Annotated in this window: 16 protein-coding genes and 1 pseudogene; 12 read left to right on the top strand and 5 right to left on the bottom strand. The window is 43.1% G+C overall.

Annotated features, from left to right (window positions below; translation table 11 throughout):
* Window positions 1-253 (bottom strand): annotated as a pseudogene (locus tag BM056_RS26590) (hypothetical protein); the annotation flags it as partial.
* A gap of 89 nt (window positions 254-342) precedes the next feature.
* Window positions 343-573, bottom strand: coding sequence for a DUF6199 family natural product biosynthesis protein (locus tag BM056_RS02535; protein ID WP_092468448.1), 231 nt, complete (start codon window positions 571-573; stop codon window positions 343-345).
* Between the two features lie 469 nt (window positions 574-1042).
* Between BM056_RS02535 and BM056_RS02540 the strand changes: the two genes are divergently transcribed.
* The 5 genes from BM056_RS02540 to BM056_RS02560 all read left to right on the top strand — a co-directional run bounded on the left by BM056_RS02540 (window position 1043) and on the right by BM056_RS02560 (window position 7030).
* A complete protein-coding gene (locus BM056_RS02540; RefSeq protein WP_092468450.1) occupies window positions 1043-1729 on the top strand; it encodes a polyphosphate polymerase domain-containing protein in 687 nt (228 codons plus the stop codon).
* 18 nt (window positions 1730-1747) lie between these two features.
* Window positions 1748-2437, top strand: a complete 690-nt coding sequence (locus BM056_RS02545) for a DUF4956 domain-containing protein (RefSeq protein ID WP_092468452.1) — start codon at window positions 1748-1750, stop codon at window positions 2435-2437.
* Between the two features lie 15 nt (window positions 2438-2452).
* The gene (locus tag BM056_RS02550) at window positions 2453-4267 is read left to right on the top strand and encodes a CotH kinase family protein (protein WP_092468454.1); all 1815 of its coding nucleotides are present in this window, start codon (window positions 2453-2455) and stop codon (window positions 4265-4267) included.
* 126 nt (window positions 4268-4393) lie between these two features.
* Window positions 4394-5086, top strand: a complete 693-nt coding sequence (locus BM056_RS02555; RefSeq protein ID WP_165613336.1) for a response regulator transcription factor — start codon at window positions 4394-4396, stop codon at window positions 5084-5086.
* Window positions 5087-5092: 6 nt separating this feature from the next.
* A complete protein-coding gene (locus BM056_RS02560) occupies window positions 5093-7030 on the top strand; it encodes an ATP-binding protein (RefSeq protein ID WP_092468458.1) in 1938 nt (645 codons plus the stop codon).
* A gap of 228 nt (window positions 7031-7258) precedes the next feature.
* On the opposite strand, the gene BM056_RS02570 is transcribed toward BM056_RS02560, so the two are convergent.
* Window positions 7259-7927 (bottom strand): hypothetical protein, encoded by a 669-nt coding sequence (locus BM056_RS02570; RefSeq protein WP_092468461.1) that lies wholly within the window; start codon window positions 7925-7927, stop codon window positions 7259-7261.
* A gap of 730 nt (window positions 7928-8657) precedes the next feature.
* Here BM056_RS02570 and BM056_RS02575 point away from each other — a divergent pair.
* Window positions 8658-9773: an aldo/keto reductase gene (locus tag BM056_RS02575; protein ID WP_165613337.1), complete on the top strand. Its 1116-nt coding sequence runs from the start codon at window positions 8658-8660 to the stop codon at window positions 9771-9773.
* Window positions 9774-9938: 165 nt separating this feature from the next.
* Here BM056_RS02575 and BM056_RS02580 read toward each other — a convergent pair whose 3' ends face one another.
* On the bottom strand, window positions 9939-10274 hold the full coding sequence (locus tag BM056_RS02580; protein ID WP_092468465.1) for a YddF family protein: 336 nt from the start codon (window positions 10272-10274) through the stop codon (window positions 9939-9941).
* A gap of 311 nt (window positions 10275-10585) precedes the next feature.
* Here BM056_RS02580 and BM056_RS02585 point away from each other — a divergent pair, with 311 nt between their 5' ends.
* The 6 genes from BM056_RS02585 to BM056_RS02610 all read left to right on the top strand — a co-directional run bounded on the left by BM056_RS02585 (window position 10586) and on the right by BM056_RS02610 (window position 15558).
* Window positions 10586-10960, top strand: a complete 375-nt coding sequence (locus BM056_RS02585; RefSeq protein WP_092468467.1) for a hypothetical protein — start codon at window positions 10586-10588, stop codon at window positions 10958-10960.
* Between the two features lie 828 nt (window positions 10961-11788).
* Window positions 11789-12937: a hypothetical protein gene (locus BM056_RS02595; protein WP_092468470.1), complete on the top strand. Its 1149-nt coding sequence runs from the start codon at window positions 11789-11791 to the stop codon at window positions 12935-12937.
* 5 nt (window positions 12938-12942) lie between these two features.
* On the top strand, window positions 12943-13530 hold the full coding sequence (locus BM056_RS02600) for a hypothetical protein (RefSeq protein WP_092468472.1): 588 nt from the start codon (window positions 12943-12945) through the stop codon (window positions 13528-13530).
* Entirely contained in the window at window positions 13475-13984 is a 510-nt protein-coding gene (locus tag BM056_RS02605) for a hypothetical protein (RefSeq protein ID WP_092468473.1), read from the top strand. The genes BM056_RS02600 and BM056_RS02605 overlap by 56 nt, the downstream gene beginning before the upstream one ends.
* Window positions 13985-14124: 140 nt before the next feature.
* The gene (locus BM056_RS25990) at window positions 14125-14268 is read left to right on the top strand and encodes a hypothetical protein (protein WP_165613338.1); all 144 of its coding nucleotides are present in this window, start codon (window positions 14125-14127) and stop codon (window positions 14266-14268) included.
* A 300-nt stretch (window positions 14269-14568) separates the two neighbouring features.
* Window positions 14569-15558 (top strand): hypothetical protein, encoded by a 990-nt coding sequence (locus BM056_RS02610; RefSeq protein WP_092468475.1) that lies wholly within the window; start codon window positions 14569-14571, stop codon window positions 15556-15558.
* 102 nt (window positions 15559-15660) lie between these two features.
* On the opposite strand, the gene BM056_RS02615 is transcribed toward BM056_RS02610, so the two are convergent.
* A complete protein-coding gene (locus tag BM056_RS02615) occupies window positions 15661-16404 on the bottom strand; it encodes a phosphate ABC transporter ATP-binding protein (RefSeq protein WP_092468476.1) in 744 nt (247 codons plus the stop codon).

Below are 16404 nucleotides of genomic sequence, written 5' to 3' on the forward strand. Positions count from 1 at the left end.
TTTCAAAAACCATCGAGAAAACCAAACAAAAAACTGTTAGACAAGAGAATCCCAATCCTTTAACTATGCCAGCTTTACGTAAGTAATTTGATATTTTTAATTCTAAAAACGTAGATTGGAGACTTTTTGGCAGTTGCTTAACCCCTGCGTTTTTTATTATCATGATCATGGACACCTTCCTTGGTCTGGTAATTTTGGTTTTTGGCAATTCCATTTTACCAAAAGGATTGGTGTCTTTTCTATTTTTTCTCAATGATTGTCAAGGGCTATTTTATTTTCCAGCAAGGCCGCTTAAATGTTGGGATTAAGGTTATTTTGCAAGTGGGAAAGTTGAGTTGTCTACTAAAAACTGCGATAAATAATCAATAATGCTATAAAAGTTATTACAACTATACCTATTAGTGATGCTTTTTTATAAAAATAGATAGCTTCTTCACTCAATTCAGGTTTTTCTTTATACATCCATCTTCTACCTAATAAAAAGCTTTCTTCAGGATTTATATATCCAAAAATTAATAGTCCATATATAGGAATTAAAAAAGTAAAAAATATGAATAATTCAGCTCCACTCAAAATTGCTCTCCCTCTAAAATTTGGTTTAACAAAAAACACTTACTTTTCCAGCCCTTATTTATGGCTATATTTTTTGTACTGGAACCCTGCATTATATGGAGTAATCACAGATACAGTTTTCGGTTTTAGCTCGTTCCTATATTACCATTAGTCAGTTGTTGAAGCAATAATCAGAGTTATTGTTTTTATTATCTTAGTCATCCACTTTAAGTCGCTCCGCCCTCATAAGTATGTAAACTTTTGGGTCGAGGAATGTCCCCAGCGTATGGGTCAAAAACCCCACCTGAACCAAGTCTTCTTTATCACTTTATGAGCCGGTCTATCTCCTAATTTCTGCGCCGGGCCAAAGTTCGGAATTTGTTCACAATCAGGTCACAAACCGGAAAAAAATAATGGCTATAATAAAAAGCATCTGGTGCCCGGCAGGATAGCCAACGCTTATATTCGTTTCCAGAGAGGTGACCCAATCATGAAAACATTAAAATTCAGGCATGAGAAAAAGCATTACATTAATATCGCCGATTATTACAGTATCAGAACCAGGCTGAAGTATATTGCCGGCACCGATAAGTTTGCGGGAGCCGACGGTACATATAAAATCAGAAGCCTGTATTTTGACACCCCGGCCAATAAGGCTCTGATAGAGAAGCTGGAAAGCTTTAATCATCGTGAAAAATTCAGGATCCGGTTTTACAATGACGACCCTTCATATATCAAGCTGGAAAAGAAAAGTAAAACCAATGGCTTGTGCCTGAAGAGATCGGCCCCGTTAACCCGTGAGCAATGTGAACAATTGCTTGGCGGTGATATCGCCTGGCTTGCCGGTGCCGGCCATGAATTGCTGGTGGAGCTGTACGCCAAAATGAAGCACCAGCTTTTAAGGCCCAAAACAGTGGTTGATTATAGAAGGGAAGCCTACATTTTTGAGCCGGGCAATATTAGAATAACCATCGACCGTGATATTGGCAGCGGGTTGTTTTCTCAAGATTTATTCAATCCAAATCTGCCGACCGTCGGTATCATTCACGGGGGCTATATTGTTTTGGAGGTAAAATATGACGAATTTCTGCCGGAGATTATCCAGGACATCATTCAAACCAACCACAGGCGCAGTACGGCCATCTCAAAATACGCCGCTTGCCGCATGTATGGTTGATGTACAGGAGGTATGAATATGAACACTGAGCAACTGAACTTCAATGATATTTTCAAGTCCAACTTTTTGGACAAAGTAACCTCGTTTTCCATGTTGGACACGGCTGTCGCGCTGGGCCTGGCCTTTGTGCTGGGACTGTATATCTTTATGGTGTATAAAAAAACGTTTAAGGGTGTTATGTACTCGGCCAGCTTTGGCGTTTCCCTGCTTTCCATGACGCTTATCACTACGCTCATTATTATGGCCATAAGCTCAAACGTCATTTTGTCACTGGGTATGGTCGGCGCGCTATCCATCGTAAGATTTCGTTCCGCCATCAAAGAGCCCATCGATATAGCATTTTTATTTTGGGCCATCAGTTCGGGCATTGTTTTGGGCGCGGGACTGATTCCTTTGGCAGTATTCGGTTCTTTGTTTATCGGTGTAATTATGCTGGTGTTTGTGAATAAGAAAAGTACCGATAATCCATATATATTGGTCATTAAATGTGACGGCGACGACAGCGAAAACGCGGCCATGCAATATATCCAAAGCAGTGTTAAAAAACATATTGTCAAATCCAAAACCGTGGCTGCCGGCAGCGGTGTTGAACTGACTGTGGAAATAAGGCTCAAGGATATGTCTACCAAATTTGTCAATGAGATCAGCGCTATTACGGGGGTAAACAGTGCCGTGCTGGTCAGCTACAACGGCGAGTACTTATCTTGACGGTGGTGTAGGGGAATGATAGACAGTAAGCACATTAATAAAATCGTGGTTGTATTTATGGCAGCCGCTGTAATCTTAACCGGCGTTTTGATGCTTAATCCCGGCAGCTTCACCGCCCCTGCCGCTGAACCTCTATATGCGAGCAAGGTGTTTGATAAGGATCAGGTAACCCAAATTGATATTGAGATTGATGAGGAAGATTTCGACTGGCTGATTGAAAACGCCACTGCTGAGCAATACCGGGGCGCTGACATCACAGTTAACGGTGAAACCTTTTATAATGTCGGTATCCGGCCCAAGGGCAATTCCAGCCTGCGGTCGGTGGCCCAGGATGACACAACCGACCGTTATAGCTTCAAGCTGGAGTTTGACACCTATGTCGATGGTCAAACCTGCTTTGGCCTGAACAAGCTGGTGCTGAATAATATGCATATGGATAAAACCTATATGAAGGAATATCTGGCCTACGATATGTTTGCCTCGCTGGGGGTGGTTACGCCCCTGTATTCCTTCGCTAATGTCACTGTCAACGGTGAGCCGTGGGGGCTTTATCTGGCGGTTGAGTCGATGGAGGAAAGCTTTGCGGAGAGAAATTTCGGCAGCGCATACGGAAACCTGTATAAGCCGGAAGGGGCCGGTGCGGATCTTAAATGGTCTGGCGCAAGCGCGGCCAATTATTCCGGCATCAAAGACGGCGCGGCGTACAAAGTTACCGACGCTGATTTTGACAAGGTAATTGACATGATTGAACACCTTGACAGCGGCACCGATTTGGAGAAATATTTGGATGTGGACTCCATCTTAAGGTACTTTGCGGTGAATACCGTGCTGGTTAATTTTGATAGCTATGCCGGTAATATGCAGCACAATTATTACTTGTATGAAAAAGATGGTGTGTTTACCATTTTGCCCTGGGATTTGAATTTGGCCTTTGCCGGCTTTGGCGTAGGCAACGGGGAGCAGGCGGTCAACTATCCGGTAGATAAACCGGTTACCACCGAGCTGAGCGAGCGCCCGTTGATCGGAAAACTGCTTGAAATTCCGGAGTATCAAGAGCTTTATCACCAATATTTAAGGGAAATTGTGGCCAACTATATTGACAGCGGGTTGTTTGAGGAAAATATATACAAAACGGATAAACTGATTAATAACTATGTCAAAAATGACGCCACTGCGTTTTTCACCTATGAGCAGTATCAAAACGCCCTGCCCGTGCTGCTTGAATTCGGCAGGCAGCGGGCCGCCAGCATTACCGCCCAGTTGGCGGGAGAGCGGTCGTCAACAACCTGGGAGCAAAGTGAAAAAACTACTGCCGGAGCGGGTAATGACGCCGGCGTTGACCTGAGCGCCATCGGCGGGGGCATGGGCGGCGGCAAGGGCGGCCCGGCCGGCAATGCGAGGCCGCAGGATGCCGCCGGGCAGGAGGCCGCACCGCCCGAGCCGGATAACGCGGGCGGCGGGAATCGGGGCGGTGCCAGTCCCGACCGGGAGAAGATGACTAAAGCTATGGAAATAATCCAAAGCGCCAATGGCGGGGAGCTTACGGATGAACAAACGGCCCAGCTGAAAGAACTGGGTTTGGACGAAGCCATGATCGATAGAATGAAGAATATGCCTGACGGGATGCGGCCCGGCAATGGCGGCTTTGGCGGCGGCGGTGCCCCCGGAGGCGGCGTTCCCGGGGACGGGAAGATGAACAGGCCGGATCATCCCAATAATGGATTAAGGTTAACAAATGTCCAAATCGAATATATCGCTGCCAGTGCGGCGCTGCTGTTAGCCGGGTTGCTATTGACGGCCAGGTTTAAGAGAAGGAAATATTCCAGCTGAACTAAATCAAAGGGCATCGGCAGATCAAAGTTTTCTAAAAGCTGTAATGTGACAATAAATATAATGTGATAATTAATAAAGGAAGCAAGTCTGCTGTGCAGAAAAATAACAGGGGAGGTGATCAAGTTGCCTGAATACGCCGGCACAGTTTTAGTGGTGGAAGATGAAGAACCAGTCAGAGAGCTCACGCGTCTATACCTGGAAAGGGAAGGCTTTCAGGTGGAAACGGCTCTGGATGGTGAAGAGGCGCTGCTGAGGGCGGCAAGCGCCAGGCCGGATCTGATTTTGCTGGATATTATGCTGCCTAAAATGGACGGCTGGGCGGTTTGCCGTGAAATCAGGAAGCAGCTTGTCACTCCCATCATTATGCTGACCGCCAGGGGTGAGGAGCTGGACCGGGTGCTGGGTCTGGAAATGGGCGCGGATGATTATATCACCAAGCCTTTTTCCCCCAGGGAAATGGTGGCCCGGGTCAAGGCTGTGTTGAGACGGGTTCAGCAGACGCAAACCAGACAGGATAACGAGGTAATTACCTTGCCCGGTTTAATCATAGATAACAGCGCCAGGCAGGTGGAGATAAATGGCCAAGTTATACCAATGCCGCCCAAGGAATTTGACCTGTTATGGTTCTTGGCCGGTAATCCCGGCCGGGTTTTTACACGCGAACAGCTGCTGCAGCAGGTTTGGGAATATGACTATCTGGGCGATCCCCGCACGGTGGACACCCACATTAAACGTTTGCGCGAAAAACTAAACGCCAATACGGGGCGGCGATACATTAAAACAGTATGGGGCCTGGGCTATAAATTCGAGGTTTAAAGCAATATGTTTAACAGCTTATTCAGTAAATTAATTTCCACTTACATTGCTGTCATTTTAATTACCCTGTTGGTGCTGGGTGCGGCCATGTCCTACCTGTTGGGCGATTATTACTACTCTACGGTGGAACAGGAACTGCTGAGTGAAAGCCGGGAATTGGCAGGGATAATAGCTGAAAATACCGCGCAGGACAGCATCTCCCCCGGCGTGATGGCCGCCTTGAATCGCATCAGCAAGAACCGCGTGTTTTTAATCAGCCGGGAGGATCTGATCCAGATGGCCTATGGCGGGGCTGTAAACAACCCGCCGCCCGGGGCCCCGCCCGGTGATCAACCCGGCAGTCCACCCGGCAGTCCGCCCGATGCGCCACCCAACGGTCTGCCTCTAAGACTGGCCCCGCAGGATGCCCAATTGCTGTTGGAGGGAAAAACCGTCACCCGGCGGGGACATTTGTCACGACCTGACCAGGTGGTGATTTTTGCCGTTGTACCTGTGCTGGTAAAGGGTGAAGCAACCGGGGCCTTATTCTCGTCCGCGCCGCTGGCGGATATTACCGAAGCGGTGCGGGCCGTGCGCCGGATCATGTTGATTGCCGCGATTCCCGCGCTTTTGCTTGCGGCATTGTTTGGTTTGTTGATATCGCGCTCCCTGGCCGGACCGCTGGGCCGGTTAAGCGAGGCCACCGTACAAATTGCGGGCGGGGATTACCGGCAGCGGGTGGAGATTGTCTCCGGCGATGAAATTGGCCGGCTCGGGCAAAACTTCAACCGGATGGCGCTGTCATTGGAGGATACCGTGGGCGCCCTGGCCCGGGAAAAGGGGAAAATAGAAAGCATCCTGGCTAACATGGACGAGGGCGTGGTGGCCGTGGATAATGACAACCGGGTGATTTTAATCAACCGGCAGGCCGTACGCACCCTGGGTTCGCCCCAAAACGGCCGGCTAACGGCTCAACAGGCATTGCCGCAGGAAAGCTTGTCCGAAACAAATAAGCAAAATCAACAATCCGCCCGGCTGTCAATGCAGCCCGGTGCGGAGGTTATTATGGACAGACGGTTAAAAGAATTATTTGCCGCGGTTCTGGCGTCAGGTGAGTCGTGCAGTGAAGAATACACGCCGGATGGCGGGCAGACCTTTATCCAGGCCCATGTTTCCCGGTTGACCGATCAGGACGGCCATGGCTTTGGCGCGGTCGGCGTACTGCAGGATATAACCGAGATTAAAAAGCTTGATCAACTGAGGCGGGATTTTGTGGCCAACGTATCCCACGAGCTGCGCACACCAATGACCTCTGTTCAGGGCTATATCGAAGCCATGCTGGACAGCGCTATACCCATCGGGGAGCGGGATAAATACCTGGAGGTGATCTACCGGGAAACACTGCGCTTAAATAAGCTGATTTATGATTTGCTGGATTTGTCGATGATAGAATCGGGTAAGGAAAAATGGGAGCTAAATGAAATAGAAATACCGGAATTAGTGGGCCAGGTGCTCTTAAAATTGCAGCCGCTGATGGAAAAGCGCCGGGTAACCGTGGACAGTCGCTTCACCGGCCGGCTGCCGCCGGTGCCGGGCGATGAAGACCGGATCGAGCAGGTTATTTTTAACCTGCTGGATAACGCCATTAAGTTTTCGCCGGCCGGAGGTGTAGTTACATTGCGGGCGGAGGAGGCTGACGATAAAATTACGGTGTCTGTCACCGACCGGGGTCCGGGTATCCCACTTACAGATATGGAGCATATTTGGGAACGTTTTCATAGAGTGGAAAAGTCCCGCTCCCGGGCCCTGGGGGGCACCGGACTGGGGCTGGCCATAGTTAAACAAATTGTAGAGGCCCATGGCGGCACGGTTAATGTGCATAGTGTCGCGGGAGAGGGATCTACATTTAGTTTTACCCTGGCCACCAACCTTGCTGAAACCGGATTTTTCAGTAATATGCCATGATGAACGCGACTTGAAGTTTTTCGTTACTTTTCCGTTACCTTTACCTTTACTATTATCTTTACCGTAGCGGCACAAAATTTATTAATAAAAATTGTTATGGTGCGCGTAATACAAGTGAAAAGAATTAAATTAACAGCTATAGCATAAGGATGCTTTGTTGATAAAATTGGAGGTTGTAATTGCTTACAACCTCCAATTTTATCTAAATCTGCCGGCGTTGAAGGCAGTCTAATTACCGCCGGCACTTTCCGCATTGTCCGCCCCTGATTCCTTATTGCCCGTATCCGCCGGGCCGTCTGTCCCCGGCCCCATACCGCCCATCATTTGAACAAAATAAACTGTATCATCTTTTTGCCATACCCGCAAAAACTGGCCTTCTTTAATCTCCGTCAGATTGACCGGTGTGGTTTCATTACTGCCCCGCTGCAGTGTTACGATAGGCGTGTCTGCCGGTATAACAAAGGTTGCGGTTTCTTCGGTTACCTGCAGCCCGGGTGGCCTATTCCCCGGCCCTGCTTCACCATTGCGGGGGGCGGGCGCCTGTCCTGCTGCCTGCCCTGCCGTACCGGGGTCGGGTTCCGCCGGAGCTTCCTCGCCGGCAGGTGGTTGCTCCGGCGCCTGGGCAGGTTGTTGATCCGGTGCTTCGGTAGGCGGCTGACCGGGCGCTTGCTCCGGTGCCGCTGCTTTATAAACCGTTATTTCATTTCCCGCAATAGCTTTAACCTTACCGGTTAAAGCCGGCTCCTCCTCCGGAATGACGACCTGCTCATTGGTTGCAGCAGCAGCCTCGTTATCCTGGTTGGCTGACTGGTTATTGTTGCCGCTGCAGCCAATAGCCAGCACAGCGATAAAAGATAGCACCAGTACTATAAAAAGTTTATTCAATTTTAACTTCATCACTTACACCTCGTCTTTAATTAACATTACGCCGGTAAAACGGCGAATTTATTTACTGTGGAGTTGTCCCCGGGGCCCATATGCCTATATTTTAACTGCCACTTTTTACTGTTTTGTGAACTAAATGTGAACAAAATGCGAACTTTTGTAGTTTAAAGTGTTTAGGATTAAACTGCTAACGCAGCGAGGGGCAGACCCCTTATGGAGGTTTTGGAATGGTGCCAAGCCAGATCAGTTTGGCGATAACCCAGTCATGGAGATAAGAGATGTAAAAATAGAGCGAGCTCCATATTGCTAGCTTTGCAGACAGAAAAAATTATTTCTGAAACCAAAGAAAAAGGTTTTTACAATTTTATGTTGAATTTGCTGTCGAATTTGCTAATGTAGGCAAACGTTACGCATCATCTATGTTACGTTGCCTATTTTATTTTTTAAATTAATCATTAACTTGATAAATCCTTATAGAATGTTTCCGGTAGAAATGACTAAAATGCGAAGCCTAAAAAGCTTTTTCTCCAGCTAAAGGATTCTTAGAAGGAATTGCCGGTTAAAATATCGAAACATCATATTGGCAATGTTTGCATGATCATCATGTACTCGTTGCCTTTTTACTTATTTAGAAAAAACATTTTTTGCGTTGCCATGCCGTCTGCGTTCGGCTGTTTTTGTCAAGAGGAGGATGGACAATACTAAGAATTACCTTAATTTATTGGGGGAGGGGTGGAGTCATATGATGCAAAAAAATAAAATGGATTTTATTGTGCCAAAGAGAGCATTCGGCAATACTGGAGTTAAAATATCGAAACTCTGTCTTGGGGGAGGATCCTTTGGAAGCACAGACAGCCAAGCTTTGCTGGATGAAGCCTTGAGGCACGGTGTGAATTGCTGGGAGATTGTTTCATTTACTGGAAAAGTATATGCTGAATACTTCCAAAAAAATCCCGGGATACGAGAAAGAGTTTTTTTGTCTGGGAAAGTTTATTCAACAGATCCAGTTATCATGCAGGAACAGTTGGACAAAATTCTCAAAGAGAATGAGACTTCCTATATTGACTTTTTAGCAATACATTCAGTGAATGACATCAAAACGCTCAATAGTGATGTAAAAAAATGGGTTGAGAAAGTCAAAAAGGAAAAAAAGATTAGATTTTTCGGATTCTGCACCCACAAAAATATGGATAACTGCCTCAGCGGCGCCTCTGAGCTCGGTTGGATAGATGGAATTCAAACGTTTTACAACTATAGGATGCAGAATATTAAAAGCATGGATGACGCTTTGCAGAAATGCTATGAAAAAGGCATTGGCATATTTGCTGTTAAGTCCATGGGGTTCTGTGTCCAGAAAAAAGCTGAGCTGCAGAAGCTTCCGAGCAAGGAAAAGATAGATTCATTATTGAAAGTTTATCATATGTCCTTTGAGCAATCAAAACTAAAGGCAATTTGGCAAAATCCTTCTTTAACATCAATCTGCTCTCTCATGCCTAACTCAGCTATTTTACAATCAAATGTTTTGGCAGCTATTGATGAGAATCCACTCAACCCTGAGATTTTAAGATTGTTGGTAGATTATGCATATGCCACTGGAAATTATTTCTGTAGGCGCTGTGGTGCATGCGAAACAACAAACATCGACAAGATACCTATATTTGACATTATGGAAATGCTCATGTATTCAAGAGGATATGGTAGACCAGATTTGGTTGCTCAGAGGTTTGCACAAATGCCAAGTGGGATTCAGAGTAAGATAGATAGTAGCGATTATTCGAGTGCCGAAAAAATATGTCCTCAGAAAATGCCAATAACCCAACTCATGAAGGAAGCCTATCAAGAATTTCACAAAGAATAAAAGGTTTAGAGGTAAAAAAGATAAACAGGAACGATGCTTCATCTCTTATCTCTGGTTTCGTTAGCCGGGGAATACTGCTGAGCTTTGTTGGAAGACTAAATCTGAGGATGTTTACATTGATCAATTTATTTAAGATAAGTTATTCACTAAAAAAATAATGCATCCTTATTCTAATCTTTCCATTAATTTAAGGCTAAAACCTATGCGCTCAATTTCTTTTCTTGTTAAAACATCCCCCTCTTGGGGTCTAATATTCAATTTGAAAGCAATGGCAAATTGCCCAACTTGTTGATGAAACTGAATTCTATTCATTTTTATATTTTCACCTAACAGGTCTGACATAACTTCAGCCGTAGCTTCGTGCCCAATGGCCGAAAGAAACCCATTTTGTTTTATATACCTCTTTGCAGTAGCTGCATCTATATCTTTGATAGAATACAAACCGTTAGTAGTAGCTACTGTTCCGTTAAATAGAGCGACAGGCAGTTTTACATCCTTCATTTTTGTCTCCTATTAATAATTGTTTTTGATACTTCGACAGTATACTATAAATTTCTTTTGGGTTCTATATTAAGCTTGCAAAATATCATTTTACATAGACGACCTACCCGTTGCCTACCGCTGGCGCCGATGCTGACACTGGTGCCAAGTGACAAACTGCATGGTTAAAGAGGAACTGCCGTCACGGACACAGTGGCGGAAGGACGTGGGCCACCGGTGTATCGGTGTGAGGCGCGGCAGAAGTTAGCTTGTGATTTGGTGCTGGGGAATGAGGGGGGCGCTGGAGAGGGTATGGGAGGAGGTTGATTGAGATGGCTGAGCTATTTTCTAAGAAGCCTGATTTGCTGGTTAAATTGTCAGCTGCCTCCTTAGCATTGTCAAATGCCGCGGTAAAGCTATATATGTATAAAAAGGACATGCTAGATGAGCTAAGGAGAGATGTTGAGTTTTACGAGGAATTAAAACAAGCATACATTGATTCTGCAGAAATAGATGAAATTCTTGCTGAAAAATTTGCTACCATATCAATATCTTTAATTGTACCAATGACGCGTTCTGAAGAAAAGGTTAAAGCCGGACCATTTAATGTTTCCTATGATATAAGCACTGTCATACTTGACACAAAAAGTATAGCATATAATCGCAAAACGCCCCTTTCAGGGCGTTTTGCCGGTGCTGCCTTTTAGCAAACTCCGCCGCAACCTATGAATCCCATTCCGAACACCAGTAAGATTAGAATCAGAAACAGAATGAAACTCCCGTCAAAGAAAGGTGCACCACCACCACAACCTGCTCCACAGCCTGCTCCATAACCCATTAATACATCCTCCTTAGATCAGGTTTAACATTTATTTGCGGTTTATACTATGCAGACATAGGGGAAAATGCTAACGTTGTAATGGAGGATATTGGATAAAGGGCTATGTATGCAATGCAAAACATAAACGCCCCCGGCCGCCGACCCAACGGCACAGGGGCTATATGAAAGGTGTATATATTATCTTAAAAGTGATGAAAAGCCGAGATTCGAATTTAGAGTTGTAGCGGATATTCAGTACTGTGACTATGACCCAAACGGAACACGATACTATCGCAATTCAGTGGACAAGCTTGCGGATGCAGCTGAAACCTTTAATCAGCATGATCTTGCTTTTACTGTACAACTAGGTGATATTATCGACCGGGGTATCAATAGCTTTTCTACGATTCTTCCGATCTTCAACAAGATAGAAGGTCCGAAGTATCAGAGAAATTGATTAATGAATAATAGGGTATTGCTTCTTAACGCCTTAATATTTACTGAGCTTATGGACAGCCAAATATAAGGTGCATATTTTCCATATAGGTTATATTTGATCACCCTTGATTCAATACAGAAGAGCGCCATAGATATTTTTTTGCTGGAAAATCTATAATATAAATGTAAAAAATCTCTATATTCATGTATAATATAATAAATTAAATTGGCTTGTCCAATCAACAAATTCAAATGGACAGGCTTCCGGGGTGTTTTAATGGAATCGGAAACACGTTCATTTGCAGTTTGTGTGGAAGATTTTGAAAACTTAAAATCTATAAAAAAGCTACACTTAAATATTTGGCAACTCCCCAAAGACCTTATTGTTGATATAGGAATTCAGGTAGTTATAAATAAAATATTTTTTAAAGGGCGAAGTTATTTCAAGTTCATTTTATATACACCTTTCCTTGTTAACTTAAATAGTATAGAGCAATTATATGATTGTTTTAGGGAAAAAAATGTTACCCAGTTAATCTTCAATGACGAAGTTCAGCAGTTTAAACCTATGAACCGAACTTCTCAAAATGATACTGCAACATTAGTTTCTTTCTATGGCCGAGAACCTTTATTACTGCTAAAAGCAGAAATAGATAGACTTAATGAACAAAAAATTGAAATATTGCTAAATATAGATGATCTCAAGCATGAGGAAATAGAAGATCCATGTAATCTTTATTTAAGATTTAGATACAAGTCTTCGTTAAAAAGTAAAAATATATGCATTTCCCAGGATGGTGGCTTTTCTGATAATATATTTTATGACATTAGATTTAATGAAATGAGATTACTGCCTATAAATGAACTGACTAATATACAAAGAAACTGTCTGGGCGTTGATGATTTATACATTTTTATTATTCAGGAATTTGACAGAAAAATAACTACATATGAAAAGGATTTAGAGTATATTAGATTTTTAGAAAAAGAACATTTTGGTTCTTATTTAAAAGAACTTAAAAGTATAAATAATGATTTTATAATCTATTACTGGAAAATAAAGGGTGGTTTTTCTGAAGACCCGGAAAGAAGAACCACTACCATTCAAATTCCTAAGGCTATTAATATGGTTGCTGGATTTGAAAAACAGAAAGTTTCTTTTAAACAGTTTCAAGCCGGGGTACTTATAAACGTTTTTTCAGCGGGAATAATATATAGTAACAAAATATTCCGTACTTATTTTGATAAATTGTTTGAGGGAAACAAATATATTTTAAGATTAATTACTTCGATTTCTAATTTACTTGATATTATTTTTTTTCTCTTGTTTGTTATAAGTTTTTTATATGGTGTTGCAAAATTAGTAAGATTTACTATATCTTTATATAAAAAGCCTAATTTTAAGTTTTCTTTTAGAAGATGGTGATTCAAATGTCGAGTTTTACTATTAATAAAATAGCTTACAATTTAAAAACAAATATTAAATATGATCATAAACTAAATGATATTTTTAGATTTGCATATGAAGAATATAAGCAATTCTATCCCGATTTTAAAGAATGGTTTTATGATAAGATGGTTATTGATTTTTATAAAGGAAATAGAATTATATATGCTATTGAAAATGAATACAATAATATTTATGGTATTGCAATTCTAAAAAAACCAAATAACTCAATAAGCTCTAACAAAATTTGTAGTCTTTATCTCCTTAAAGAAATTAGGAAATTAGGTTTAGGTACATTACTTTTCACTGATTTTTATAAAGAATTTAATGAAAATATATTTAACCCTAACTTGGTTATTACTGTTCCAGAAGAGAGGCTTTTCGAAACCGATGGTGGAATACAGTTTTATAGATTTTTGAATAATCATGGTTTTAAATTGAAAAATGCTAATAGGGGTAAGTATAGATTGGGCTATCATGAATACGTATTTATAAAAAATTTGTCGGGAGTAAATCATGGAAATCAAAGGTATAATAACCATTCAGCCCAAATTTGCCTTAGGAATAGTTAAGGGATTTAAACGTATTGAATGGAGAAAGAAAAATAGCTTTTCCAATTTGAATCATTTTTTATGCTCTAAAAATAAGAAGTTAAATTTATTAATGTATGTAACTTCTCCAGTTAAAAGTCCTTGTATTGTAGTAGAAACTTCTAACATTGAAATTGGTGACCCAATTGAGATTTTTAATAAAAATGCCAGCATTGCTGGCATTTCTTACTTGGATATTTTAAGCTACTATGGTGGTAAACATACTATTGATAAATTATATAATTATAGTGATAACACAATATGTGAGAAAGCTTATGTAATTTATATTAAGCATTGTTACTTGATTCACCAAAGTATCTTAACAGAACTCGTTAATTATATAACTGAAATAAATCTGAGTATTTTAAAGGGTATTCGTTCAGTTCAAGAGTTTAATTACACAATTAACAATAATATGATTTACAAAATATGGTAGTATCGGAGATTGCCGTGAAGATTTTAAACCACCATGACATGGCACCTAAAAATACCCCGGAGGCTGCAACAACAGCGGCATGCAAATGGCCGGCGTTCCCGTAAAGTTTAAAGCCGGCAAAAATTGCGGTATACGCCAATATGTTAACGGGATTGGCTATGGTCAGAACGAAGGCGGATGAGAAAGCCTTATATAAACCCGGCAATATTATTTTGCAAATACAGACGGGTATAAATCTGGGCGGTCAGATCAAAGATTTAAAAATTATGGACAAAAGGTTTTAAAATAAACATAAGCTCTCCCGTAACCGGAGGGTCAACACTTTTTGGGTATTTATCATATAGTATTAAAAATGCTTCCCTTTATTATAAACGACCATAAAACATTGCACGTGGCTTTAATGTACCAATAATTCCCAATCACTTACCGGAGTTAAAAAAAATATGTAAGCGGATTTGCTGATGGGCCAAAAATGCCTAAGTACGGGGTAAATGGCAAATATTTAATTGTTAAATACGGATCAATCAATAAATCTCAGCAGTCCGGTACGGTAAGCTGCAATTTATTTTTTAGGAGTTGATCCTGTGGCTGAGGAATGGAGAGGCAAACATCTTTGGATCTGGCAATTGGAGAAGTCCGGTGATCCGGGTGAAATCGTGAAAAAATCAATTTCCTTGGGGCTCGCCGGATTAATTGTAAAGGCATGGGACGGCGGCAATTACTGGTCGCAAATTGAAAAAATAGCCGGGTTGGCAAGAGAAGCCGGCTTAGTTGTCGGAGCCTGGGGTTATTCCTATGGAACCAATATCAAGGGAGAGTTAAACGCTGCAAAACGTGCCGCTGCAGCCGGGGCTGATTGGTTAGTGGTGGATGCTGAAGTGGAGTATGAAAATAAATCCGGTGTAGAAAAAGCAAAGCAGCTGGGCGACGCCTTCCGAAATAGCTTCAGCGAGCTGACGATAGGTTATACCACCTTTGCTATAGCACAATATCATCCCGGTTTCCCGTACAAGGAATTTACCAAGTGGTGTAATGTAGTTTTGCCGCAGGTGTATTGGGGGGAATTCAAAATGGCGGTGAATACGGCACTGGCTAAGACATTGCCGGGGCTCATAAGCTACGGCTTGCCGATTGCCCCGATCGGGCAGACCTTTAGCTCGGTGCTCCCCGAGGAGATTATTCTTTTTGGTCGGTTGGCTAAAAAAGAGGGGTTATCCGGCATTAGTTTTTGGGACTGGCAGAGCGCAACTCCCGGGCAGCTCAATGCGGTTGGCAGTGTGGATTACCCAAAGGAGGGAAAACCCGTGGTAAGTGATTACGCTAAAGAATCCTGGGAAAAAGCGGTGGCAAAAGGAATTTTAGATGGCACCAACCCCCAGGGGGTGATTACCAGAGAAATGGGGGCGGTGATATTGGACCGGCTGGGTTTACTGGATTATTCCACTGTCCCGCAGGAAATGGTGGATGAACTAAAAAAACAGAAGCTGATTACAAATGATCACCCCACCCGGGCCAGGATTACCTGGGGTGAATTTTCAACTGTAATATTGAGATTATTAAATAAAACCAAGTAATATTGTTGATAAATTAGCCGGAGCGGCAAATGCTCCGGCTAATGTCTTCTTTACAGGTTATCACGCTTTTCTCCGTATCCGCACAGGCATTTAGAAGCATAATTACCACATTAAGCCGGAAAAGAAAGCCCTGGTTTTTTCCCTGTGCGGGTGATTAAACATGTCCCCGGTTGCTCCGCATTCCACCACCTGACCCTCAGCAATAAAAACAGTCTCTTGTGCCACCCTTTTAGCCTGGAAAAGATTGTGGGTTACAATAGCTATGGTCAGCTGCGCCGATAAATTAACCAAAAGCTGTTCAATTAGCAGTGTGGATGCAGGGTCCAGATTGGAACAGGGCTCATCCAGCAGCAGGACTTCCGGTTCAACTGCCAGCATCCGGGCGATGGCCAGCCTTTGTTTTTGACCACCGGACAGCTCGGCCGCGGGTTTATCCAGTTTGTCCTTAACTTCATCCCACAGACCGGCCTGAAACAGGCATTTTTCAAGTATAGCGGCAAGTTGATTTTTGCCGGCTCCATAATAGCGGGGGCCGAAAAGGACATTTTCTTTTATGCTTAAAGGCAGTGCCACCGGGGTTTGAAAAACCAGACCCACCTGGCGCCGAATACCTGCTGCATTCTTGCCGGCATAAATATCGGCTCCGGCCAATAAAATTTGGCCGCTGCATTTAAAAGCTTTGTCCAATTCAGCTGTTCTGTTGATGCTTCTTAAAAGGGTGGTTTTACCACAGCCCGAGGGGCCAACTATGGCCGATATGCAATTTTCCTTAAACTCAAGGCCGATGTCCTTTAGTATTTGGCTTTGGCCATACCAGGCACTGAAGTTCTCAATAAGCAACGACAT

The sequence above is a fragment of the Desulfotruncus arcticus DSM 17038 genome (assembly GCF_900113335.1).
Lineage (GTDB): Bacteria > Bacillota > Desulfotomaculia > Desulfotomaculales > Desulfallaceae > Desulfotruncus > Desulfotruncus arcticus.